Origin of the sequence: Rhodococcus sp. WS3 (genome assembly GCF_003797085.1) — a bacterium.
Taxonomy (GTDB): domain Bacteria; phylum Actinomycetota; class Actinomycetes; order Mycobacteriales; family Mycobacteriaceae; genus Rhodococcus_F; species Rhodococcus_F globerula.
The window spans coordinates 33,929-57,081 of the sequence record NZ_RKMA01000004.1; the positions used below are offsets into that span (position 1 = coordinate 33,929).

At 62.0% G+C, this 23,153-nt stretch carries 27 protein-coding genes; 12 read left to right on the plus strand and 15 right to left on the minus strand.

Going from position 1 to position 23,153, the window contains the following annotated elements; genetic code table 11:
* The first annotated feature begins 14 nt into the window (after window positions 1–14).
* The gene (locus EEB13_RS27835) at window positions 15–560 is read left to right on the plus strand and encodes a hypothetical protein (RefSeq protein ID WP_033233835.1); all 546 of its coding nucleotides are present in this window, start codon (window positions 15–17) and stop codon (window positions 558–560) included.
* On the opposite strand, the gene EEB13_RS27840 is transcribed toward EEB13_RS27835, so the two are convergent.
* The 4 genes from EEB13_RS27840 to EEB13_RS27855 form a co-directional block, all read right to left on the minus strand.
* Window positions 561–1,298: an SDR family NAD(P)-dependent oxidoreductase gene (locus tag EEB13_RS27840; RefSeq protein WP_045065085.1), complete on the minus strand. Its 738-nt coding sequence runs from the start codon at window positions 1,296–1,298 to the stop codon at window positions 561–563. It lies immediately after the preceding gene.
* Window positions 1,295–2,320: a phosphotransferase family protein gene (locus EEB13_RS27845; protein WP_141486745.1), complete on the minus strand. Its 1,026-nt coding sequence runs from the start codon at window positions 2,318–2,320 to the stop codon at window positions 1,295–1,297. Before EEB13_RS27845 ends, EEB13_RS27840 begins: the two co-directional genes overlap by 4 nt.
* Window positions 2,320–3,528 carry an acyl-CoA dehydrogenase family protein gene (locus EEB13_RS27850; protein WP_116102781.1) on the minus strand — a complete coding sequence of 403 codons (1,209 nt, stop codon included), beginning with the start codon at window positions 3,526–3,528 and terminating at the stop codon, window positions 2,320–2,322. The genes EEB13_RS27845 and EEB13_RS27850 overlap by 1 nt, the downstream gene beginning before the upstream one ends.
* Window positions 3,529–3,600: 72 nt before the next feature.
* Window positions 3,601–5,379: an ABC transporter ATP-binding protein gene (locus EEB13_RS27855; protein ID WP_187328637.1), complete on the minus strand. Its 1,779-nt coding sequence runs from the start codon at window positions 5,377–5,379 to the stop codon at window positions 3,601–3,603.
* A gap of 94 nt (window positions 5,380–5,473) precedes the next feature.
* Between EEB13_RS27855 and EEB13_RS27860 the strand changes: the two genes are divergently transcribed.
* Both EEB13_RS27860 and EEB13_RS27865 read left to right on the plus strand, forming a co-directional pair.
* A complete protein-coding gene (locus EEB13_RS27860; protein ID WP_033233415.1) occupies window positions 5,474–6,061 on the plus strand; it encodes a TetR/AcrR family transcriptional regulator in 588 nt (195 codons plus the stop codon).
* Window positions 6,062–6,093: 32 nt separating this feature from the next.
* Window positions 6,094–6,915: a tyrosine-protein phosphatase gene (locus EEB13_RS27865; RefSeq protein WP_141486746.1), complete on the plus strand. Its 822-nt coding sequence runs from the start codon at window positions 6,094–6,096 to the stop codon at window positions 6,913–6,915.
* Here EEB13_RS27865 and EEB13_RS27870 read toward each other — a convergent pair.
* Window positions 6,902–7,879, minus strand: a complete 978-nt coding sequence (locus EEB13_RS27870) for a DMT family transporter (RefSeq protein ID WP_261984662.1) — start codon at window positions 7,877–7,879, stop codon at window positions 6,902–6,904. The genes EEB13_RS27865 and EEB13_RS27870 overlap by 14 nt on opposite strands.
* A gap of 33 nt (window positions 7,880–7,912) precedes the next feature.
* Between EEB13_RS27870 and EEB13_RS27875 the strand changes: the two genes are divergently transcribed.
* Window positions 7,913–8,491 carry a TetR/AcrR family transcriptional regulator gene (locus EEB13_RS27875; protein ID WP_141486747.1) on the plus strand — a complete coding sequence of 193 codons (579 nt, stop codon included), beginning with the start codon at window positions 7,913–7,915 and terminating at the stop codon, window positions 8,489–8,491.
* Window positions 8,492–8,550: 59 nt separating this feature from the next.
* Here EEB13_RS27875 and EEB13_RS27880 read toward each other — a convergent pair whose 3' ends face one another.
* Window positions 8,551–9,177, minus strand: a complete 627-nt coding sequence (locus EEB13_RS27880) for a TetR/AcrR family transcriptional regulator (RefSeq protein WP_095888028.1) — start codon at window positions 9,175–9,177, stop codon at window positions 8,551–8,553.
* Between the two features lie 90 nt (window positions 9,178–9,267).
* On the opposite strand from EEB13_RS27880, the gene EEB13_RS27885 reads away from it, so the two are divergent.
* Window positions 9,268–9,726, plus strand: a complete 459-nt coding sequence (locus tag EEB13_RS27885; RefSeq protein WP_141486748.1) for an SRPBCC family protein — start codon at window positions 9,268–9,270, stop codon at window positions 9,724–9,726.
* 7 nt (window positions 9,727–9,733) lie between these two features.
* Here EEB13_RS27885 and EEB13_RS27890 read toward each other — a convergent pair whose 3' ends face one another.
* The 3 genes from EEB13_RS27890 to EEB13_RS27900 form a co-directional block, all read right to left on the minus strand.
* Complete coding sequence (locus EEB13_RS27890; RefSeq protein WP_095887255.1) at window positions 9,734–10,372, minus strand: TetR/AcrR family transcriptional regulator; 639 nt, start codon at window positions 10,370–10,372, stop codon at window positions 9,734–9,736.
* 97 nt (window positions 10,373–10,469) lie between these two features.
* Entirely contained in the window at window positions 10,470–11,231 is a 762-nt protein-coding gene (locus tag EEB13_RS27895; RefSeq protein ID WP_141486749.1) for an SDR family NAD(P)-dependent oxidoreductase, read from the minus strand.
* A 58-nt stretch (window positions 11,232–11,289) separates the two neighbouring features.
* Complete coding sequence (locus tag EEB13_RS27900; RefSeq protein WP_092804239.1) at window positions 11,290–12,435, minus strand: acyl-CoA dehydrogenase family protein; 1,146 nt, start codon at window positions 12,433–12,435, stop codon at window positions 11,290–11,292.
* Window positions 12,436–12,575: 140 nt separating this feature from the next.
* On the opposite strand from EEB13_RS27900, the gene EEB13_RS27905 reads away from it, so the two are divergent.
* Window positions 12,576–13,181, plus strand: a complete 606-nt coding sequence (locus tag EEB13_RS27905) for a TetR/AcrR family transcriptional regulator (protein ID WP_141486750.1) — start codon at window positions 12,576–12,578, stop codon at window positions 13,179–13,181.
* On the opposite strand, the gene EEB13_RS27910 is transcribed toward EEB13_RS27905, so the two are convergent.
* Window positions 13,182–14,423 carry an RNA polymerase sigma factor gene (locus EEB13_RS27910; protein WP_141486751.1) on the minus strand — a complete coding sequence of 414 codons (1,242 nt, stop codon included), beginning with the start codon at window positions 14,421–14,423 and terminating at the stop codon, window positions 13,182–13,184.
* 6 nt (window positions 14,424–14,429) lie between these two features.
* A complete protein-coding gene (locus EEB13_RS27915) occupies window positions 14,430–14,774 on the minus strand; it encodes a YciI family protein (RefSeq protein ID WP_033233427.1) in 345 nt (114 codons plus the stop codon).
* Window positions 14,775–14,915: 141 nt separating this feature from the next.
* Between EEB13_RS27915 and EEB13_RS27920 the strand changes: the two genes are divergently transcribed.
* Both EEB13_RS27920 and EEB13_RS27925 read left to right on the plus strand, forming a co-directional pair.
* A complete protein-coding gene (locus tag EEB13_RS27920) occupies window positions 14,916–15,392 on the plus strand; it encodes a DUF309 domain-containing protein (protein ID WP_045065112.1) in 477 nt (158 codons plus the stop codon).
* Window positions 15,392–16,030: an LON peptidase substrate-binding domain-containing protein gene (locus tag EEB13_RS27925; RefSeq protein ID WP_141486752.1), complete on the plus strand. Its 639-nt coding sequence runs from the start codon at window positions 15,392–15,394 to the stop codon at window positions 16,028–16,030. Before EEB13_RS27920 ends, EEB13_RS27925 begins: the two co-directional genes overlap by 1 nt.
* Before the next feature lie 6 nt (window positions 16,031–16,036).
* On the opposite strand, the gene EEB13_RS27930 is transcribed toward EEB13_RS27925, so the two are convergent.
* Window positions 16,037–16,852: a mycofactocin-coupled SDR family oxidoreductase gene (locus EEB13_RS27930; RefSeq protein ID WP_141486753.1), complete on the minus strand. Its 816-nt coding sequence runs from the start codon at window positions 16,850–16,852 to the stop codon at window positions 16,037–16,039.
* A gap of 216 nt (window positions 16,853–17,068) precedes the next feature.
* Here EEB13_RS27930 and EEB13_RS27935 point away from each other — a divergent pair, with 216 nt between their 5' ends.
* The 4 genes from EEB13_RS27935 to EEB13_RS27950 all read left to right on the plus strand — a co-directional run bounded on the left by EEB13_RS27935 (window position 17,069) and on the right by EEB13_RS27950 (window position 20,205).
* Window positions 17,069–17,848, plus strand: coding sequence for an IclR family transcriptional regulator (locus EEB13_RS27935; protein WP_187328638.1), 780 nt, complete (start codon window positions 17,069–17,071; stop codon window positions 17,846–17,848).
* 105 nt (window positions 17,849–17,953) lie between these two features.
* The gene (locus tag EEB13_RS27940; RefSeq protein WP_141486755.1) at window positions 17,954–18,790 is read left to right on the plus strand and encodes a mycofactocin-coupled SDR family oxidoreductase; all 837 of its coding nucleotides are present in this window, start codon (window positions 17,954–17,956) and stop codon (window positions 18,788–18,790) included.
* Between the two features lie 42 nt (window positions 18,791–18,832).
* On the plus strand, window positions 18,833–19,975 hold the full coding sequence (locus tag EEB13_RS27945) for a Rieske 2Fe-2S domain-containing protein (protein ID WP_033233432.1): 1,143 nt from the start codon (window positions 18,833–18,835) through the stop codon (window positions 19,973–19,975).
* Window positions 19,972–20,205 (plus strand): hypothetical protein, encoded by a 234-nt coding sequence (locus EEB13_RS27950; RefSeq protein ID WP_033233436.1) that lies wholly within the window; start codon window positions 19,972–19,974, stop codon window positions 20,203–20,205. Before EEB13_RS27945 ends, EEB13_RS27950 begins: the two co-directional genes overlap by 4 nt.
* 5 nt (window positions 20,206–20,210) lie before the next feature.
* Here the strand turns inward: EEB13_RS27950 and EEB13_RS27955 are convergent, their stop codons facing one another.
* From EEB13_RS27955 to EEB13_RS27965, 3 genes are read right to left on the minus strand one after another with little or no spacing between them, the layout of a single operon-like run.
* Entirely contained in the window at window positions 20,211–20,834 is a 624-nt protein-coding gene (locus tag EEB13_RS27955) for a lactate utilization protein C (protein WP_033233438.1), read from the minus strand.
* Window positions 20,831–22,351, minus strand: coding sequence for a LutB/LldF family L-lactate oxidation iron-sulfur protein (locus tag EEB13_RS27960; protein WP_045065146.1), 1,521 nt, complete (start codon window positions 22,349–22,351; stop codon window positions 20,831–20,833). Before EEB13_RS27960 ends, EEB13_RS27955 begins: the two co-directional genes overlap by 4 nt.
* The gene (locus tag EEB13_RS27965) at window positions 22,348–23,097 is read right to left on the minus strand and encodes a (Fe-S)-binding protein (RefSeq protein WP_141486756.1); all 750 of its coding nucleotides are present in this window, start codon (window positions 23,095–23,097) and stop codon (window positions 22,348–22,350) included. The genes EEB13_RS27960 and EEB13_RS27965 overlap by 4 nt, the downstream gene beginning before the upstream one ends.
* Window positions 23,098–23,153: the final 56 nt, after the last annotated feature.

Sequence of the window (23,153 nt, forward strand, 5' to 3'; positions counted from 1 at the left end):
GGCAGTATCGAGTGATGGCTCTAGTTTTGCCGGGACGTTCCAGCCTGGTCCACTCCGTCAGCGATGTGGTGCACTGGTCGCTGTCGACGGTCGCTTTCGCGCTCACGCTCCCTGCCCGCCTCGAGGCGCTGTTGGTGAGCGTCGAGAGACTGGTTGCGCGAATCAGCCAGATAGCCGAGAACGCAGACCGCGTCGTAGTCGGCGCAGCTTCCGTCACTGTTCGCGCCGAGACGTTGATCGAAGCCGTCGAGCAAACATCTGACATCGCACAGCAACTTCTCGAACTGTACGAACCCATCGCAGTTCAACTGGCTCCGTTAGCTGCCAGGTTTGCGGATGATCTCAGCGAATCCGAAGTCACTGCCGCCATCACGCTGATCGACAAGCTCCCGGAACTCACCGAGCGGGTCACTGCCGTCCTGCCGATTCTCGCCACCTTGGACTCGGTTTCCCCCGAAGTCCACGAACTCCTGGGGGTCGTCAAAGACCTGAAACAGGCGATCGTCGGTGTTCCCGGGTTCCACTTCTTCCGCAAGCGTGGCGAGAATCGGCCGGGTTGATCAGGCCCCGTAGCCTTCGGTCCCGGCTCGGGTCATCACGATCTTGGGGACCACTGCCCTGGCGGACAAACGTAGCAACCCGTCGACCAGTTCGACGATGTCGTCGACTTTGATCATCGATTCCGGCGTAATCCGATCGTGCGTCCACGCCGACATGTCGGTGTCGACGTATCCCGGAGCAATTGCCGTGCCGCTGATGCCGTTTCCCGATTCTTCGGCGTTGAGCGCCTCGATCATCGAGATCAACGCCGCTTTGGTCGCACCGTAAACACCCAAACCGCTTTCGGCGTACACCCCGGCAATTGATGCCAGCGCAACAACCTTTGCTCCGCCACTCGGATGTGCATCCGCTGCCAGGCGCAGGAACGGCAACGACGCCTGAAGCAGCGCCAACGGCGTCCGCAGATTCACTGCGAGCGTCTTGTCGAAGCGCTTCATGGGGTAGTCCGCGATCCGCCCACTGGTTCCCACACCAGCGTTGAGAATGAGTGCACGCATCGAACCGAATCGATCACCGTGGGCGGCAACCAATTCCGCCGAAAATTTCTCGTCCGCCATATCACCGGCCAACACCAGAACGTCGGGCGAACCGGCGCGGCGCAGTTCCTCGGCAACTGCGTCGAGTTTCTCACTGTCTCGCGCCGTGATGGTCAATCCGTATCCGAGCGTCGCGAGACGCGTCGCAATGCCCAGCCCGATGCCTTTGGACGCGCCTGTGACGAGCGCCGACGCACTCACGCGAACTTCCCGTTCAACGCGTTCAGTCCCGCCGAGATCAGTTCGGGTACAGCCGTTCCCGCACTCTCGAAACCACCACCGACTGTCGCGCCGGCCCGGAAACGATGATCGATCCCCTGGGCGACAACGGCCAGCTTGAAGAATCCAAGTGCCATGTAGAAGTTCCAGTTGCCGAGATCCCGACCCGAGACGCGCGAATAGCTTTGGGCCAGATCGACAACAGACGGCAATGACGAACTGGTCCAGGCTGCCGGCTCCCCGAGAACCAGGTCCAACGCGGAATGGCGATACACGCACATCATGGCGATATCGGCCAAAGGGTCACCGAGAGTGGACAATTCCCAGTCCACTACTGCCGCAACCTTCGTGACATCGTCGGCAGCGAGGATCGTGTTGTCGATCCGGTAGTCACCGTGAACGATCGACGACTCGGAATTCTCCGGAATCAGCTCCGAGAGCGCAGAAGCCAAGCGGTCGACGTCCGCAGAATCCTCGACCTTCACCCGCGACCACTGACCGGCCCACAATTTCACCTGCCGCGCGACGTACCCGTCGGGACGCCCCAATTCTCCGAGGCCGACGGCCTTGTAGTCGACATCGTGCAGCGCCGCAAGTACACGCACCAATTCATCGACGCAGACCGTGACCTGTTCTGCCGGAAGAGCATCCAGTTCCGACTTCGTCCGGATCACCTGACCTTCGATGAACTCGACGACCGTGAACGTCGCACCCATCACCGACGCGTCCTCACACAGGGCGACGGTGGGAGCCACCGGCACCGCAGTGTTCTGCAGTGCCGACGTGATGCGGAATTCGCGCGCCACGTCATGCGCCGACGGCGTCAATCCCGCAGTCGGAGGGCGGCGCACAATCCAACTCGATGCGTCGTCGTAGATCCCGTAGGTGAGGTTGGACTTGCCACCGGAGATCAGTTTCGCACGCAGATCGCCGCTGACCGCTACGTCCGAGTCGAGCAGGTACTTCCGCAGGGCAACCAGGTCGAGACCGGGAAACTCAGTCATCACGCACCGTCTCGAGCAGCTCGACGTGCCGCGCCCACAACGCGCTTCGCGATTGCCCACCGATGAACCTCGGACGGTCCGTCGTACACGCGGAACGGGCGGACCTCGCGGGACAGGCGTGCGAGAGGCAAGTCGTCGGACACACCGATACCACCGCACATCTGGATGGACCGATCGACGATGCGGAAGATCGCCTCCGCTGCATACGTTTTTGCGATCGACGTGGAGTTGCTTGCATGGCCACCCTGATCGAGCTCCCAGCACGCCTGAACCAGCAGCGCGCGAGTGGCCGCGATGTCGATTTCGTTGTCCGCGATCATCTTCTGGATCATCCCGAGGTCACCGAGCTTGGAACCGAATCCTTCACGCTCCGCCACCCGGGCCACGGCGATGTCGTGCCCCCGACGCGCGGCGCCCAGCCAGCGCATCACGTGTGTCATGCGGGCAGGGCCGAGACGTACCTGTGCGTAGGCGAAGCCCTGGTCGACCTCGCCCAGAACAGCCTCGTCGGGGACAAAGAGATCTTCGAAAGTGACCTCGCAGTGGCCACCGATCATGGACTTGTCGAGGGTTCCGATATGACGACCGACGATCAATCCCGGGGACTCTGCCGGCGCGAGAAACATTGTGGCACCGCCACGTTGGCCGGGTTCACCCGACGTGCGCGCCATGATGATGAAGAAGCCTGCGCCGTCAGCGCCGGTGATGAACCACTTCTTGCCGTTGATCTTCCAGCCGCCCGGGGCCTTCTCGGCGCGGGTGTTGAGGGCCGACGGATCGGATCCGGCACCGGGCGCTGGTTCTGTCATCGCAAAAGCCGAACGCTGGTCGCCGCGGGCGAGCGGCGCGAGGAACTGTTCCTTCTGCGCCGCGTTTGCCACGTGGGCCAGCATATGGACGTTGCCCTCGTCCGGGGCGGCGATGTTCAGTGCGGTCGGACCGAACAGTGAGTAGCCGGCCTCCTCGAATACCGGCGCACGATCACTCATGTTGAGCCCGTGCCCGCCGTATTCGATCGGCGCATGGGGAGCGAAGACGCCTGCCGCCTTTGCCGCGGTCTGCATCTCGATACGAGTTGCGTCGCCGCCTGCAACGGCAATGTCGCCGCCATGCTTGTCCTCGATCGGGAGAACGACATCCCGAGTGAAGGCGCGCGTCTTCTCGATCAGCGCGGTCACCTCCGGCGCATACGTCAGATCGATTGCCACCATCCACCTCCAAGTAAGACCGACCGAGCGATCGTTCGGTACCAGCACTCTCGCACATGCCGACTCACCGGGTCAACAATCTTCGAGCAATGCCTCCGAATGATCAAGGCGACCGGCAACCACCATGTCCCGGTACAGGTCGTCCTTGTTCATGAGCTCGTCGTGGTTGCCGATGTTGCGAATCCGGCCGGCTTCCATGACCACGATCCAGTCGGCGTCGCGCACGGTCGAGAGTCGATGAGCGATCGTCACCACAGCCCCGGTGCGCGCACGCTCGTTGATCGCATCGACTATCGCAGCCTCGGTGAGCGTGTCGACCTGGGCAGTGGCTTCGTCGAGCAGGAGCAACGCACTCGGCCGCAGAACTGCACGTGCCATCGCGATCCGCTGACGTTGGCCGCCGGACAGCGACGTGGCGGTCAGAGCGGTGTCGAGTCCGTTCGGCAGGGCCTCGATCGCGTCGTCGAGCCGGAGCAGACGTAGTACTGCCTGCACCTCGTCATCGGTCGCGTCGGGATGACTGAAGACCACGTTCTCTCGGATCGTTCCCGGTACCACCGGCGTCTCCTGCTCGACATACGCCAGGCTTTCGCGCACTGCTCGGTGATCGAGCGCGTTGTATCCGACTCCGTGCAGAAGAACCTCACCGGCTCCTGGTTCGACAAATCGCAGCACGGTCGAGAGCAACGTGGTCTTTCCTGCACCCGACGGTCCGACGATCGCCATATGTCCCCGCTGCGGGATGACCAGCGAGACGTCGCTCAGCGCGGGCTCGGTCGACCCGTGGTAGCTGACCGTGACGTTGCGCAATTCGATCAACGGCGCGACCGGGTCGGTTTTCTGGACAACTCCCAAGGCGACGTCATGCGTCTCCGTAGGCATCGACTGCATCTCTCGAATCCTGATGGCTGCCGCGATTCCCGACTGAACAGAGGTGACGTTCTGCGCAAGCTCCGAGACCGGACCCATCAGCGTGAAGGCGTAGAGCAGAAAAGCGATGAGTGTGGAGACTGCCATTTCACCGTCGGCGACGCGCCAGGCACCGAACCCCAAGATGGCAATGATCGACCCTTGAATGGCGGTCCACGCGACAGTCCATGCGGTCGCGGATACTCGAACCGCTGTGACTGCATGCTTTTTTGCATCGGCCGCATTGTTCGTCACGAGAGCGCCGACTCGGTCCTCCGCGAGTGACACCTTGACCGTCCGGATTGCTCGCAAACCACCTTCGAGAACTCCACCGAGCTTGCCGAGCGATTCCTGGGTTCTGGCCTCCGCTGCGGAAATCCGGGGCATCAGAACGGCAAAGAGGATGGAGGCGAACACGATTGCCACCATGGTCACGCCCAGCAACGGCAGATCGAGAACACCCATCAGGACAATCGTTCCGATGGTCAGGGCGGCGGCATTGAGAATGTTCACCGCGGCTGACGACGCGGCCTCGCGCAACAGCAAGGTGTCCGACGTGACTCGGGTGACCAACTCTCCCACCGACCGCGATTGCAACGAGGGCACGGTCGCGGCCAGGAACCGCCGGACCAGCGAGGACCTGGCGTCGAACACGACCTTCTCGGCGGCAGTGCCGAGCACGATCCATTGAGCGCAGCCGAGCACTGCACCCACCACGAGAAGGACGATCAGTGTCAGGATCGGCCCTTGCAGCGAAGCGCCGGTGTCGAGCGTATCGAGAACCCACTTGGTGACCATCGGCGTCGCCAGCGTCGCCGCGGAGCCACACAGGGCCAAGACCAACCCGAGCAGGAGCGACGGCAGGTGAGGGCGAGCGAACTCGGCAAGAACGCGGAGATTGCTCCATTTCGGCGTGGGTTTGCGAGCGTCAGATTCGAGCATGAATTTATGGAACACGAATGTTCCAAAAAGGGCAAGGGAATTCCGATACGGAAAGACTGGATACCGAAACCGGACACGGCTACGCTTCGAATTCGTGACAACGATCCACAGCGCACCAGAACAAAGCGCGACCCGCGAGCGCACTCGCAAGGCAATCCTCGATGCCGCCATTTCAGTGTTCGCATCCAAACCCGCCGCGACGCTCAGCGAAATCGCATCGGCCGCAAAAGTCGGCCGGACTACCCTGCACCGCTACTTTCCCGAACGGTCAGACCTGGTCGAGGCCGTCGCGTCAGAGGCCACCCACGCCGTCGACAAAGCTGGCGCAGCGGCGAGACTCGGCGATGGCACCGGTGCCGAAGCACTGGTTCGCCTGTGCCACGAGTACTTCGAACTGGCCGACCTTCTGACGGTCCTGTTCTTCACACCCGGTGTGTATCAAGAAGATTCCTTTGCCGAATCCGCATCCAACGACAGCGGAGTCAGCGACGCCATCGAACGTGGACACTCCGACGGTTCCATCGATCCCGACATGAGTTCGGACTGGGTACAGAACCTGCTGTGGTCGCTGCTCTACACATCCATGGACTACGTCAACCGTGGCGCAGGCACCCGACTGCAAGCGTTGGATCTGACGGTTCGCAGTCTCCGTCGCGGAATCACGCCCGATCCCGCGGGCTAGGCCGTCACCGCCCGAACCCAAAGGAGTCAGCCATGCCAACTCACCCGCTCGATCGTCGCGTTCTCCTGAAGACCGCCCCGAACTTCCGCGACCTCGGCGGCATTGCCGTTGCAGGTGGCACCGTCCGTCCGGGCGCGCTCTACCGTTCGGCGACGCTCGCGAAACTCGACGGCGACGACGTTGCCGCGGTCGCCCGCTTGGACATTCGGACTGTGTACGACCTGAGGACCGCCGCCGAGCGCGACGGCGCACTCGACAATCTCCCCGACTCGACACGGACGGTCTGGCTCGACGTACTCGCCGACAATGCCCAGAACGCCGCAGCCACCGGACTACTCATGACGGACCCGGCCGCGTACGCCGAGACGATCAGTGGCGGGCGTGGGATCGCGCAGATGGAGGAAGCGAACCGCAACTTCGTCAGCCTGCCATCCGCGCTCGACGCCTACCGCACGTTCTACCTCGACCTCATCCACGAAAAACGCACCGGGGCAGCACTTTTCCACTGCACCACCGGCAAGGATCGCACCGGATGGGCCGCAACCTCCTTCCTGCTCCTACTCGGCGCCGACGAAGCCGATGTACGCGCCGACTACCTGCAGACGAACACCGACCTGGCACCCATGACCGAACCGATACTCGACTTCGCCGCAAGCAAAGGCGTCGACGCCGAACTGCTCCGGCCCCTCCTCGGCGTCCGTGACAGCTACTTCGACGCCGCCCTCGACGAGATGCGCACACTCTTCGGCACCGTCGAGGACTACGCAATCAACGGACTCAAGCTCACCGCAGAGCAACTCACCGCGCTCCGCGAGCGGTTCACATCACGATCGGGCTTCATCAGCGCGACGTGATCGGGGCCCTGACCGGACAGGCATCTTCGCCCTCGTCCCGCTCCTTCGGGCGATTGCCCACCCGGGTGACCACGACGACGGCGAGGATGCCCACCGCCAAGCCGAGCGCGGTGTACGGAGTGACGGATTCCCCGAACATCAGCGCACCCCAGACCCCGGTGACGGGAGCGATCAAGAACATCAACGTATTGACGGACGTAATGCCGACCCGACGGAGCAACAACCAGTACAGGCCGTAACCACCGAAGGTGGACAGCACGATCAACCAGAGCAATGCGATCCAGAATGTGTTGACACTCGGCGGTACGGCATTTCCGGAAGCGACCGCTAGAGCCGTGAAAACTATTGCGCTGGTTGAGCAGTGGATAGCCAGAGCCTGCAGTGGCGGCGTGGACGTGGGAGCACGTTGTTCGACGAAGGTGGATGCGACGAGGCAGAGCATCCCCAGGAACGGGATCGCGTACGACCACCACGGCGCCGCTGTACCGGCTCCGGCGTCGGCGGCGGTGACCAACGCGACGCCGCCCAGCCCGATCACCAACCCGACCCACTGTGTGCGCGGGACTGCGACACCGAGGACCGGGCCGAGCAGCGCCGCTGCCACCAGCGGCTGAATACCGTCGATCAGCGCAGTGGTTCCGGTGTTCACGCCGAGCTCGATTGCCCAGTACACAGACAACAGGTAGCAGCTCTGGGAGAGCATCCCGATCACCACCTGCCTGCCGAGAGTCCGCGGGGTCGGCATCATGTTCTGACGCCGGGCGGACAACCAGACAATCGGGACGAGTACTGCGGCGAGCGGGAGGAACCGCCACATCAGCACCGTGGGGATCTCGGCGCTGCCCGCGCCGAGTTTGGCTCCGATGAATCCCGAACTCCAGCACGCGACGAACAAGACCGACAAGGTAGCCGTCACGGCAGATCTCGGGATCGCGATCCGAGGTATACCGATCTGTTTACTCATACCTCGACTATACAGATCGGTATACTCTTGGCCATGGCAGAGGAATCCGTACCCGAGTTGACTCCGAAAGCGCGTCGCATCCTGGAGTCGGCGTCGAAGTTGTTCTACGAACAGGGGATTCACGCCGTAGGTGTGGATACCGTCGCACTGGACGCCGGGGTCACGAAGAAGACTCTGTACGAGCGGTTCGGCTCGAAGGACGGTCTCGTCGTGGAATATCTGAAGGACCGAGATCGGCGGTGGCGAGCCTTTCGCGACAAGAAGCTGGCATCAGCCGGAGACACTCGCGCCGAACAGGTGAGTGCGGTGTTCGATGCTTCCGCCTCCTGGTCCAAGGCGAGCGGAGGCAAGGGGTGCAGCATGATCAACGCGCACGCCGAGTTCAGTGATCGTTCGCATCAGGTGTTTGCTGTTATCGCCGAACAGAAGCAAGAAATGATGAATCTCTTTCGGCGCATCCTGGCGACAGAAGGGCAGGCCGACCAACGCCTCGTCGAGTCCCTCATGCTGCTTCACGAAGGTGCCCTCGTCGCAGACGGGATCGGTATAGGCACCGACCCCTTCGGCGTCGGCCGGGACGCGGCCCTCGAATTGCTGAAGAACTCCGGGTAATCGCCGAAGTCCCGCAGCATCAACCAAACATCACATCCCCACCCGCTTCGCCCCCACCGCTACTTCCCCACCCGCTTCGCCCCCACCGTGCACCTCGCAATCCCCAAATACCGCTCCACCAACTCCTCCGGCGACAATTCACCATCCGGCCGATACCACTGCGCCACCGCCACACACATCGTCACGACGGCCCGACTCGCGTCCACTGGATACTCGGCGTCGAATTCACCCGCTCGAACTCCGTCGAGAATGATCCGATCGACCTGCTTCTGCTGTTCGTCACGTTGAGCGATGTAGCTTGCCCGCCCCTCCGGTTCCATACTCCGAAGCTCTGAAGACGCGATGAACGACTGCTCCCGTCGAAACATGTGGAACCGCAACAGTGATTCGATCACCGCGTCGAAGCGGTCCGACGGATCTGGACCGGCTTCGATCTCGGCGGCACGACTGCGTTCGAGCAACTCGCCCATCACCACCGTGGTCAAGCCGACGAGCAAGGCCTGCTTCGACGGATAGTGGTGGTACAGACCTGGCACCGAGAGCCCCGCTCGCGCTGCGATGTCCCGAATCGAGGCCCCGTGGTACCCCTGCTCGACAAACGCTTCCAGTGCCGCCGCGAGAGGCTTGGACAGACCCAGGTCTTCGTAGTGTCGCCAGGATTCGGGCATAGCAGGCTCGTTTGTCATAACCGTTACCGTAGATCCACTTGCGCCGACACCGAACATGTCACCGTCATTGGTTACAGTCGATGTCCACCGATAAACAAGGGACCAGTCATGATCCACGTTCGCCATTCCGCGGTTGCCGCCGTACCCGTTGACGTCGCGTTTGCCTACATAGACGACTACCGGAATGTCGTGAACTGGATGTACGGCGTCTCCGAGTTCTACCCCGACGGCGAGTTCGATCAAGGTCTGGGCGCAACATTCGACGCCGCAATCCAAATTGGTCCGAGCACCGTGCGCTCGAAGCTCGAAATCACCGAGTGGGAGAAAGACCGCATCATCACACTCTCGTCACTGGGAGATGTCGCCAATTCGTCTACCTGGGAATTCACGCGGGTAGACGACACCAAAACCGAGTTGGCGGTCGATTTTGCCTACAAGCTGCCCGACGGCCTGACGGGCAAAGCCCTAGGCCTCGTGGTCGGGCCGTTCATCGAGAACGCAGTCCGCAACAGTGAGGAAACTCTGCGCCAGAATCTCGAAGCGGAGTTCGCACGCGGAACCCGCTGAGCCGATGCTACCGCTGCAATCGGAGCGCGTTGGCCCAAATCTGGGTAGCGGTCTTGACCACTTCTTCGAAGGGCACCGGCTTGCCGTCTGAGCCCGGTTCCTCAGACACGAACACGCTGTAGGCGAAGCGACTCACCATCGACGAGAGTGCTCGCGACGCCAACAACGGATCCAGCGACGTGTCGGCCTTCCCTTCCGTCTGCAACCGCTCGATGGCTTTTGCATTGCGCGTGATGAAGGTTGCACCACGATCGCGTCGTAGTTTCGCGAAGGCCGGATCGATCTGTGCCACCTGCTCGAGCAGACCCATCAATTTGGCATTGCGTTGGAAGGCCGTCAGGTACGCGCGGTTGCTCGACTCGAGCACAGCGTAAGGGTTGTCCGCGTCGCGTACGCGACCCATGCCGGGATGCAGCATGTCTTCCTGCGCGACTTCGAGGACAGCGGCAAAGATCTGCTCTTTGTTGTCGAAGTACGTGTAGAACGTGCCCGTGGAGCAGTTCGCTTCCTTCGTGATGTCAGTCAACCGGGCGTCGAGGTACCCCGCTCGCTCGAACACCGTCCGGGCTGCCGCAACCAGAGAAGCCCTGGTCCGGACCCCGCGTGCCGTCACCGGGAGGTCACGTAAAAGCTCCGTTGCAGCCATGGACGGCGGCGGACGGTCTTCCCAGTTCTCCGAGGGGTCGGCGTTTGAAGTCACCTGCTACTTATACGGCAAACGGGATGACCTCCCGTCATCGACGTCAGGTGATCGTGATCCCGCCGTCGACGGCAATGGTCTGGCCGGTGACATATCCGCCCGCCGGGGAGGCCAGCCACACCATGGTTGCCGCGAGTTCTTCCGGATCTCCCATTCGACCCATGATCAAGCGGGGAGCCATCGATTCGAGGTAGCCGTCGTTGTATTGGTCGGTCATTTCCGACTTGAAGAATCCCGGCGCGATGGCATTGACACGGATGCCCTTGCGGATTCCCCACTGCTGAGCCAGGTCGCGGGTCAATCCGACGATGCCGGCTTTGCTGGCTGCGTAGGCGGCCTGCGGCAGTCCCGCCGTGGTCAACCCGAGAATGCTCGAGATATTGATGATGGAACTGCCCGGCAGCATCACTCGACCGCACGCCTGCGCAGCCCAGTACGAACCGTTGAGATTGATGTCGATGACGGAACGAAACTCGTCGGGAGTTTCACGGGTTGCCGGAACCGCGGTTCCGACGCCGGCGTTGTTGACGAGTACGTCCACGCGACCGAACTTCTCCATAGCTGCGTCGACCATGTGCTGGGCCTGGGCCGGATCGACAATGTCGGTGGCCACACACAACGCTTCACGGCCTGCATCACGCACGAGCTTGGCGGTGTCTTCGAGCTTGTCGACGCGCCTGGCTGCCAGCACGACGTCGGCTCCCGCCTCAGCTGCGGCTTTTGCAAATGCCACCCCGAGACCCGACGACGCACCGGTCACGATGACAACTCGATCGGTCAGAGAGAACTTGTCGAGAACAGACATACGCGGTGATGCTCCTGTGGTCGAAGGGCTCGGGAGGAAATAGCGCTTGCGGTCGAAACTACAGGCCGAGGTCGCGGCCGATGAGTTCCTTCATGATTTCGTTGGATCCGGCCCAGATCTTGGTGACGCGAGCGTCCATCCAGGCGCGAGCAGCCCGGTACTCGGTCATATAGCCGTAGCCACCGTGCAGTTGGACGCAGTGATCGAGGACCTCGTTCTGTACCTGCGCGGTCCACCACTTTGCCTTGGCTGCGTCGATGGCGGTCAGCTCGCCGGCCGCATGAGCGGCGACGCAGTTGTCGACGTAGGCCTGGGTGACCTCGACGCGGGTCACCAAATCGGCGAGCAGGAATTTGTTCCACTGCAGCGAGCCGATGGGCTGACCGAAAGCCTTGCGGTCCTTGGCATATTGCAGCGTCTCTTCGAGGATCGGAGCAGCGTGCGCAATGTTGGACACTGCAGCGCCGACGCGTTCCTGCGGCAGCATTTCCATCATGTGGATGAAGCCGCGGTCGATCTCGCCGATGATGTTGGCGGACGGCACGCGAACGTTCTCGAAGAACAGTTCAGCAGTATCGGACTCGTGCTGGCCGACCTTGTCGAGCTTGCGTCCGCGCTCGAAACCGTCCATGCCGGTTTCGACGGCAAAGAGGGTGATGCCCTTGGACTTCTTCTCCGGGCTCGTTCGTGCTGCCACGATCACGAGGTCGGCGTTGTAGCCGTTGGTGATGAAGGTCTTGGAGCCGTTGATGATCCAGTCGTCGCCGTCCTTGACCGCCGTGGTCTTGAGCGAGGCGAGGTCGGATCCGCCGGAGGGCTCGGTCATGCCGATTGCGGTCAGCATCTCGCCGGTGCAGAACTTGGGCAGCCAACGCTGCTTCTGCTCTTCGGTGGTGAGCTGAACGAGGTAGGGAGCAACAACGTCGGCGTGGATGCCGAAACTCGAAGCAACCGCTGCACTTGCGCGCGAGAGTTCTTCTGCCAGCACCGCATTGAAGCGGTAGTCACCGGCTTCGCTTCCGCCGTACGCCTCCGGGACCTCGAGACCGAGGAAGCCGTTGCGTCCCGCTTCGAGCCAAATCTCGCGGTCGATGAAGCGCTGATCGATCAGCTTCTCTGCGACCGGAAGGATGTTCCGGTTGACGAATTCGCGAGCCGATTCGCGAAACGCCTCGTGATCGGGTCCGTACAGAGTGCGACGCATGAGGAGTTGCTTCCTTTCGGTGCGGCGTTCCCGCACGTGACGACCAATCTAAGCGCATGCTTAGAATCTAAGCACTTGCTTATAGTGGTTCGAGAGCGCGATATTGTCAACATCCGACATCCGTGACACCTGGAGGAACTGTGAGCGATTCACCTGACGTGGTGATCAGCCCCTCCAAAGCTGCAGCCCGCATCCGTGCTGCCGCCGTCGACGCGTTTGCCTCCGCCGGGTACGGGGGCACCACTACCCGTGACATCGCCGCGCGCCTCGACATGAGTCCCGCCGCCATGTATCCGCACTACCGCTCGAAAGAAGAGCTGCTTTTCGCGATCAGCTACGAAGGCCACACCGAAGCGTTGAAGGTTGTCGAGAGCGCTGACCGACCGGGTGAAGAACCGGCGGTTCGCCTGCGTGAACTGGTCAGCACCTTCGCCAGTTGGCAGGCCGGGCACCATTCACTCGCGCGCGTCGTCCAATACGAACTCACCGCACTCACCCCCGAGCACTACCGGACTGTCGTCGCCCTTCGCCGCAGCACGACGCGAGTGGTCAGGGAAGTCGTCAACGCCGGAGTGCAGTCTGGCGATTTCACGATCCCCGACGCAGAAGGTGTCACGCTCGCACTGATGTCCCTGTGCGTCGACGTGTGCCGCTGGTTCCCGGCCGGCAACTACACGAATCCGGAAGACATCGGAAAGCTGTACGGAGACTTGGCCTTACGGATGGTCGGCGCGAGCGCGAAGTAGCTACTCCACTATCTCCCCGAGACGACGCTCCAAGTAGGCCCGCTCTGGTTCCGTACCAACCAGTTTCAGAGCTCGCCGGTACGCGGATTCGGCTGCATCGATGCGCCCCAACCGCGCGAGTAGTTCGGCGCGCGCGAGGTGATACGGGTGATAGTCGACAAGCTTAGGCTCCGCGGACAGGTCCTCCAGAGCCATCAATCCCGCCTCATCGCCGTCGCGCATCGACAGCGCCACAGCGCGATTAACAGCCACGACAGGTGACGGAGTCAGGCTCAGAAGCACTCCGTACAGCGCGCAGATCTGCGGCCAGTCGGTGCTCTCCACATCCACTGCCTCGTCGTGCAACGCCGCGATTGCGGCCTGCACTCCGTACGGACCAGGCGCTCCCCCGGTCAACGCGACCACGACGAGGTCGCTGCCTTCCTCGATCATCGGCTGGTCCCAGCACCCGCGATCTTGATCGTCGAGGAGCACGATCCCGCCACCGGTGTCGGTGCGGACATCCCGACGCGCGTGGACGAGAAGCATCAACGCCAGCAGTCCCGCAATCTCGCGCTCATCGGGAAGCAATGCGCGCAAGATCCTCGCCAGCCTGATCGCCTCAACCGCCAAGTCGATACGTTGCAGATCCGGACCCGAGCTGGCGGCGTACCCCTCGGTGAACACCGAATAGATCACCTGCAGAACACCCGGAAGACGCTCCGGGAGTTCTTCGGCGCTGGGAGTTCGGAAGGGAATCCGAGCCTGACGGATCTTCTTCTTCGCGCGCACTATCCGCTGCGCCATCGTCGCCGAAGGCACCAGGAAGGCGCGGGCAACTTCAGGCGTCGTCAATCCGCCGAGGCAACGCAAGGTGAGGGCGATCCGGTCATCTTCCGCGAGTGCGGGATGTGAGCAGGTGAAGAAGAGCTGCAACCGCTCGTCGGGAAGTTCCCCGTCGACCACGGGCGGCGCAGGGTCGGCACGATCGGCGTCCACCTGCATCACGGCCAATCGCGCCGCATAGGCCTGATCACGCCGAAGCCGGTCGACGGCTTTGCGACGCGCCGTGGTCAGCAGCCACGCGCCGGGTTTTGCGGGCACTCCGTCCACCGGCCAATGCACCAACGCAGCCTCGACGGCTTCGGAGGTGACCTCTTCGGCCAGATCCAGATCACCGAAACGGCGGACGAGCGAGGCCAAGAGTCGTCCACGTTCCTCCCGGAACACTGACTCGACCGAGTTCTCAGCCTGCTCGTCCACGGCGAATCAGTCCCCGAACCCGGCCAGCGGACGCACCTCGACGCTGCCACCGTCACGGGCGCCGGGGCATCGAGCAGCCCAGGCCAGGGCGGCATCGAGGTCGGGAACGTCGATGACGTCGTAGCCGCCGAGGATCTCGCGGGTTTCGGCAAACGGCCCGTCGGTGACGGTCTTTTCCCCGGACGGCGAGACCCGAACCGTCGTCGTAGTGGTCAGGTCGGCGAGGGCATCGCCGGACACCCAGATGCCGGCGTCCTTCATTTCCTTGTCGTAGATCTCCCAGTCCTCCATCGTGCACTGAGGTTCGGTGTCTCCGCCGGGTGCGGTGTAGATGAGCAACATGTACTTCATGGCTGAACTCCCTGGTCTGTTGTTTCTCTTCCGGCTTTCTTGCCTTACAACATGACGACGAACGGTTCTTCCTCAAATCGACAGACGACGCGAAAAAACTTTTGGCAGGCACTCCGACGAGCTGCCGCTAGGCTGAAGTTTATGTCCGAACGCGACCGCGATGTCGGCGGAAAGCCACTCAACGCACGCCCGCGCGACGGTCTCGGGCGCCCTCTGCCTCGCGATTCCGCTGACGGTGTTCCCCGAATTCCGGACGACGTGCGTTTACCGCCGGACGAGGCGATCACCGAGGCACAACGCCTCCTCGATCACGGGATGCCGTTTCACGCACACGAGATTCTCGAAGGAACGTGGAAAAACGCACCCGCCGAGGAGCGCGACCTGTGGCAGGGAATGGCCCAACTTGCCGTCGGGCTCACGCACTTGCTGCGCGGCAACACCACCGGCGCGGTATCGCTGCTGACCCAGGGGCACGATCGGATCAGGCACTACGAGATCGAAAGTCCCCACGACCTCGACATTGCAGGTTTACTGACATGGTCCGAGCATTTGATCGCAGAGATCGATCGTCCCGGAGATTTCCCCGCCCCTCCGATTCCGAGGTTGAGAATTCCCTGATGCCTATCTTCCCGATGTTCCCGCTCGGCTCCGCGTTGCTACCGGGTGAATTATTGCCGCTCAACATCTTCGAGCCCCGGTACCGGGCGCTGGTCGAGAACGTTCTCGCGGCCGCCGACGGTCCACTGTTCGGAGTTGTCCTCATCGCTCGAGGTCACGAGGTGGGCGGAGGGGAATCACGCCACGATGTCGGCACATTGGCACGCATAGAATCCCATGTCGAGATGGGTGCCGGGCGGTATCAGTTGTACTGCCGGACGGAAGACCGAATTCGCGTCAAACAGTGGCTACCGGATGATCCTTATCCGCTTGCGGAGGTCGAATTATGGCCGGACGAGAACAACGGAACACCGGTCACCGCCTACGAATACGACTCTTTGCTCGAGCGCATCGAGTTCATGTACGGAATGTTGGGAAAGCTTGCGCTGCGGGCCGGGGAACAGACTCCACGAATGCCTGCCCCACCGTCTGCATTGGATCCGTTGGGTTCGCGGCTGTACGCCCTGGCCTGCAGCATTCCGATGGGCGACGCCGACCGCCTGGCGATATTGACCGCGCCAGGCGCCGACGAACGTATCCGCACACTGTCCGAAGCAGTCGAAAACACCATCGAGGTGGCGCAGTTCAATCTGCTCTGAGTGCGATTACGCCATGGTCTGACCCATATCGATGACGATCTTCGTTCCGGTGACTGCGCGGGAGAGATCTGTCGCGAGGTAGACCACCGCATTGGAGATGTCCTCGACCGTCGTGCGCGGAACGGAGGTGAGGGGCCACTTGTAGGAATTCATGTACTCGGGATGCGTTGTGAGCACCTTGCCGACGTTGGGATCGTTGCCCATCTCGGTCTCCACCGCGCCGGGGTGAATGCTGTTGACTCTAATGTCGAAGCTACCCAATTCCGTTGCTGCAGTGCGGGCCAAGCCCACGAGGCCGTGCTTGGCCGCCGAGTAGTGCGCACAACCGGGCGCTTCGGCGACGCCGGCAGCGCTGCTGACAAGCACAATGGAACCACCGTTGCCGGCCTCGATCATCGCGGGAACCGCAGCAGCCATCGTGCGCCAGACACCATTGAGATTGATGTCCACCAGCGTCGACCACTGCTCTTCCGGCATCTCCCAGAACCGATTCCACGTTGCGATACCGGCATTCGCGATCACGACGTCGAGGCGACCGAACTTCTCGACGCCTGACGCCACTGCCGCGCGCAGAGCCTCGAGGTCACGCACATCCGCTACCGCGGTGACGATCTCGCGCCCCTCGGCTCGAACGAGGCGCGCCGTTTCTTCGAGGTCGGCCTCGGTTGCAGCTGCGTAACCCACGTCCTCGGAGACGGACGCACACACGTCGACGGCGATGACGTCGGCACCTTCCTGAGCGAGTCGAATCGCATGATTGCGGCCCTGACCCCGCGCTGCTCCGGTAATTAAAACGACCTTGCCTGCCAACAGTTGTGTCATTCCACGGACGGTAATGCGACTGCGACTGGGCGAGGTCGTCGACTCCCGGACAACGGGAGCGGGAAAGGAAGTCGAGACGACGTCCTCTGCGCCGCACCTCGCACTCGACTTCCGAACACCGGGACTGACGTTTGAATGTGTCCTGCATCACCGCCACTGTTGTCAGCGAGTGGCGGGATACTCCCTGCCTCCGACGCAGTTGAGGACACCAAAGTCGTGAATGGAACGGTCACAACCTCCAAGGTCAGGCGAGCTACCCGAGAATCCATGTTGGCTCGCGTGACGTCGATTGTCGATGCATACACCTCACCGCACGAGCGGCTCAACCTCGAAGAACTGGCACTGCGGACCGGTTTGCCGCGATCGACTACCCACCGGATTCTCCTGGAGATGGTCGAACTGGATTGGCTCATGCGACACGATCGTGCGTACCGCCTCGGCCCTCGGGCGCTGGGCACGGTCGGCCCGGAAGTGGCGCAAGCGCATGTGCGTATTGCGGCCAACGACATCATTCGCGAGCTCTATCTGCGCACCGGCATGGTGATTCATCTCGGTGTTCTCCACGGTGGACACGAGTACTTTCTGGACAAGATGGGTGGACCGCTCGCCGCCGCGTTGCGCTCACGCGTCGGTGCACGATTTCCCGCGCACCGCGGCGCGGGTGGGCGTTCCATGCTGGCTCTGCTTTCCCCGGAAGAAGTCGATCCGATGATCGAGAGAAACCTTGCTGCTGTACCTTCCGACGACCCTCGAGAATTGGATGCCCTGCACGCCGAACTTGCACGTATTCGCACGTCGCACGGCATCGCCTATCAATCGACCGGGAGGGTCACGGGGTTCGGTTCCGGAAGAATCTCCAGCTTGGGTTGCGCGATAAGAACTCCCGACGGCGCGGTGGTGTCACTGTGTGTCGCGGGCGAGGCTGAGAAGGTTCATCTCGACCGAGTCACGCCACTGGTCAGGAAGGCCGCCGACGACCTAGCAGCAGCCGTTTGACCTGCTCCATCTCGATAGTCGAGATGCACCGACTGTCCATACAGAGCCTTTGGCTTACTGATTCGAGTACGGCACTAACTGCCCAAGAGGACGAGAGGAATCACCGTGGACGAATTCGAAGGCAAAGTTGCACTGATCACGGGAGCCGCACGAGGCCAAGGACGTTCTCACGCAGTGTCTTTTGCCGAGCGAGGCGCCGACGTCGTCATTGTCGATCGGTGCGAAAATCGTGAGACCGTCACATACCCCATGGCAACTGTCGAGGACCTGGACGAAACCGCACGGCTGATCGAGAAGACCGGACGCCGCGCGCTGATCGTACGGGCCGATGTGGCTGATCGAGCTGCGATGGACAGCGCGGTAGCGCAGGGAATCTCAGAATTCGGCCGTATCGACATCGCTGTCGCCAACGCCGGAGTGTCCGCAATGGGTGCCGTCCAAGCAACCTCGACAGCGCTGTGGGACGAAACAATCGGAAGCAATCTCACCGGAGTGTTCAATACCATCGGCGCCGTAGCACCGGGGATGATCGAACGCGGATACGGCCGGATCATCACCATCTCGTCGATGCTCGGCCGCCAAGGTGCGACAAACACCGCAGCCTACGTCGCGTCCAAGTGGGGCGTCATCGGGCTGAGCAAGAGTTCTGCGCTCGATCTCGCGCAGCACGGAATCACCGTCAATGTTGTTGCGCCAGGGAATATCAGCACTCCCATGATCCACAACGACAAGCTCTATCGGCACATGCGCCCCGACCTCGAATCCCCCACCGCCGACGATGTGGAACCCATCTTCCGGTCACTGCACAGCCAGCCTGTTGCCTGGCTTGATCCCTTCGAGATCACGCGCGCGGTGCTCTTCTTCGCTGCCGAGGGCAGCGCCCACATCAGCGGAACAGTCATGCCGGTCGACGCCGGTAACGCTGCCCGCGTCACCGGCTGATCACGCATCGCTCGAACAGTATTCGACCAAAGGAGCCTCACAATGACAACATCAGTACCCGACTCAGACGACGCTATCCGCGAGATTCAGGCCGGCGACGCCCCCACCCGATTTGCTCGCGGCTGGCACTGTCTTGGCCTCTCTCGCGAATTCAACGACGGAAAACCACACTCGATCAACGCTTTCGGCACCAAGCTGGTCGTCTTTGCCGGCGAGAGTGGTGACCTGAAGGTGCTGGACGCCTACTGCCGCCACATGGGTGGCGATCTGTCGCAAGGTGAGGTCAAGGGCGATTCGGTAGCGTGCCCATTCCACGACTGGCGTTGGGGCGGCAATGGTAAATGCACAGGAATCCCCTACGCCCGCCGTGTACCTCCGCTGGCCAAAACTCGCTCCTGGCCGACGCTCGATCAGGACGGAATGCTGTTCGTCTACAACGACCCCGAAGGCAATCCCCCGCCGCCAGAGGTAGCACCGCCGCGCATTCTCGGCGCACTGTCCGACGAGTGGACGGACTGGAAGGGCTTCAAGCAGATCGTCGTCAACACGAACTGCCGCGAACTCATCGACAATAACGTCGACATGGCCCACTTCTTCTACATCCACAAGTCATTTCCGACGTACTTCAAGAATGTCTTCGAAGGCCACGTCGCGGCTCAGTACATGAACGGCGTTGGCCGTGACGATTTTCGTCGGCCCGCCGCGGCCGGTGAACCGAAACTGTCCGGAAACAGTTCTTCGGCAGCGTATTACGGCCCGTCGTTCATGATCGACGAGTTGACGTACCACTACGAGAACTTCGATATCGAGTCGATTCTGCTTAATTGCCATTACCCGATCGACGAGAACAGTTTCGTGTTGACGTACGGCGTGATCGTCAAGAACTCCGAGCATCTCGACGGTGAAGCCGCGACCAGTATGGCCGAGAGCATGAGCGGGTTCATCAGCACCGGTTTCGAGCAGGACGTCGAGATCTGGAAGAACAAGGCACGCATCGACAATCCACTCCTCTGCGAACAGGACGGGCCGGTGTACCAGCTTCGCCGTTGGTACGAGCAGTTCTACGTCGACGTCGCCGACATCAGCCCGGACATGGTGGCCCGCTTCGAATACGAACTCGACACCACACGTCCCGTCGAGTCGTGGCGACAAGAGGTTGCCGACAACATGGCAGCACGTCAGTGAGCGAGGCTGTTCAGATCACCTGTGGGACATGCTCGGCCGAGGTTGTGGTGGAGAAGTTCAGTTGGCACCACACAACGGTGCAGTGGGACGCGGCGACGCTGTCCCACTGCACTGAACTCGGCGTTCCCGCAACCGCGACGCATGACATCGCCCCGATGCGCAGCTGCCCACGGCTACGCGACGCGATCAACGTGGCGGCAGTCGAAGGGAAGTTCGGCGACCTCGATTGACCCCCTCAGTCGACGATCACGACATGCAGATTTCGTGGGCCGTGAACACCTTCGACGCGTTCGAGTTCGATATCGGAAGTTGCCGACGGCCCACTGATCATGGTGGTGGGCCGTTCGGGGGTCAGCTTTGCCATCGCCTCGGGCACACCAACTTCCACGCTTGCGCGATGAACGACGCAAATGTGGGTATCAGGCACCAGAGTCAATGCGCGACGCCCCTGATCCGGACCGGCATCGAGAAAAATGGTGCCGGTCTCGGCGCAGGACACTCTGGACCCCGTAACCACCGCGTCCAGTCTCTCGAGCTCCGGCGCAGGCACCTCGGAGCTGTCGACCACCAGTTCGCCGCTGAAGCCTGCAACCCAGGAGCGGTCAAGGCCGACAGGTATACCCACGGTTTTCAGATCGTTCGCGATGAGAATGCCGTTGATCGTCTCCACGATATCTGTTGTGCTGCACTGATAGACATGCGCCTTGTAGTCCACCAAACGGTCGACAAGAAGCTCGATGCGCTCGGTATCGGGCAAGGTTCTGCCGGTGCGGTAGTGGCGCGGGATTTCGGCATCGCGAGCCGGAGCCAGTGTGATGGCGTCACGGATACGTCCGAGCACCACTTCGCGTGAGTTCATTTGCCTGCCTTACCTTCGCGACGAGCCTCGTCCAGCGCTGCTCGGCCTTCGTCGGAGTCCCACCAGGACCGGAAGGTCTGCTTGGGCGGCGCCGGGATATCCCTGGCCGCGGTCCAGCCGTTCAGCGGCGGCGGAAGCGTCGAGATCTTGCCCTTCTTGCCGGCTACGATGCGGCCCAGCCCAGCGGCCTTCTGCGCGGCAGTCCAGCGCGTCGACGAGGACATCGCGAACGAGGCTGCCTTCATCGCCACCGATTCAGCCGTCACACCGGCCTGTTCCACCTTCTGGTGTCTCAATTCGACAAGCAGCGAAGGGATATCGATCTTGACCGGGCAGGCGTCGAAGCATGCGCCACACAGGCTCGAGGCAAAGGGAAGCGTCGAGTTGGGGTCGTCTTTGCCGTGCATCCCGGCCAGCTGCGGTGTGAGCACTGCGCCGATCGGTCCCGGATACGTTGATCCGTAAGCGTGTCCACCCGTGCGCTCGTAGACAGGGCACACGTTGAGGCAGGCCGAGCACCGAATGCAGTTGAGCGCCTCGCGGCCGATCTTGTCGGCCAAGGCGGCTGTGCGGCCGTTGTCGAGCAGCACAAGGTGAAACTCCTGTGGGCCGTCACCGGGCGTGACACCGGTCCACATCGAGGTGTACGGGTTCATCCGCTCACCCGTCGAGGACCGCGGGAGAAGTTGGAGGAAAACCTCGAGATCCTGATATGTCGGCAGGATCTTTTCGATGCCCATCACGGTGATGAGAGTTTTCGGCAGCGTCAGGCACATGCGTCCGTTACCCTCGGACTCCACGACGGTGAGCGTGCCGGTGTCCGCGATTCCGAAGTTTGCACCCGAGATAGCTACCGGGGTGGTCATGAACTTGTGGCGCAAGAACTTTCGCGCAGCGCCGGCAAGGTCGGCCGGATTGTCCCCGAGATCGGGGTCCACATCCGGCATCTCACGCAGGAAGATCTCCCGAATCTCGGATCGATTGCGATGGATCGCGGGAACCAGGATGTGCGACGGTTTGTCGTGGCCGAGTTGGACGATCAGTTCGGCTAGATCGGTCTCGTACGCCAAAATTCCCTGGGTTTCGAGGTGTTCGTTGAGTCCGATCTCCTGCGTTGCCATCGACTTGACCTTGATGACCTCGTCGGAGCCGGTAGCTTTGACAAGCTCGGTCACAATAGAGTTGGCCTCGTTGGCATCTGCCGCCCAGTGAACGTGTCCGCCGCGAGCGATGACCGCAGCTTCGAACTGTTCGAGGAGTTCAGGCAACCGCGCCATGACGTCGGTTTTGATTGCAGATCCGGCGTCGCGCAACTCTTCCCAGTCCGGAAGCTCACCCGTTACATTGAGGCGCTTGGCGCGAATGGTGTGCGTGGCCTTGCCGATATTGCGTCGTAGTTGCGCATTGGCCAGCTCGTGATGCGCTGCGACGGGGAACTTTTCGGTTCCGCGCAGAAATCCCGCACCTTCGGGCGACCTCGGGGGAAAGCTGGGTAGACCCAGCGTCACGGCGCTCATGCGTGCACCCGGCTTTCCACAGATGCCAGGATCTCAGCGAGGTGAATGGTCTTGGCACCCATCTGCAGTCGCGACATTCCGCCGCCGATATGCATGAGACAGGACGAATCTCCGGCGCTGCAGAACTCTGCGCCGGTGTCGGCCACATGGCGAATCTTGTCGGCCAACATGGCCGTCGACGTCTCGGCGTTCTTGATGGCAAACGTGCCGCCGAATCCGCAGCAGGAATCGGCTTCGGGGAGTTCCACCAGGTCGATGTCGCGAACGTTGCGCAGCAACTGGAGCGGCTTGTCGCCTACTCGCAGCATGCGCAGTGAGTGACAGGTCGGGTGATAGGTGACCCGGTGCGGGAAGTACGCGCCGACATCCGTGATATCCAGAACATCGACGAGAAATTCGGAGAGTTCGTACGTCTTTGCCTTCACCGCCTGCACCTGCCCGCACAGTGACGCGGTGCCGTACCGCTCGGCGACGATCTCGTGTTGATGACGGATCGAACCGACGCACGATCCCGATGGTGCGACAACGGCATCGATCGACGCATCACCGAACGTATCGGCGTAGTTCGCGACCAGCGGCAGCGCGCCCGGCTGATAGCCGGTGTTGACGTGCATCTGCCCGCAGCAGGTCTGTCCGGGCGGAAACACGACGTCGTGCCCAAGACGGGTGAGCAGGAGGGCGGTGGCCTTGGCCGCATCAGGAAACATCGTGTCTCCGATGCAGGTGGCGAACAGCGCTACTCGCATGTGATCTCCGCAATCTTTCGGTGTGGTCAGACCACAGTAAAGCACGGTCAGCGCCA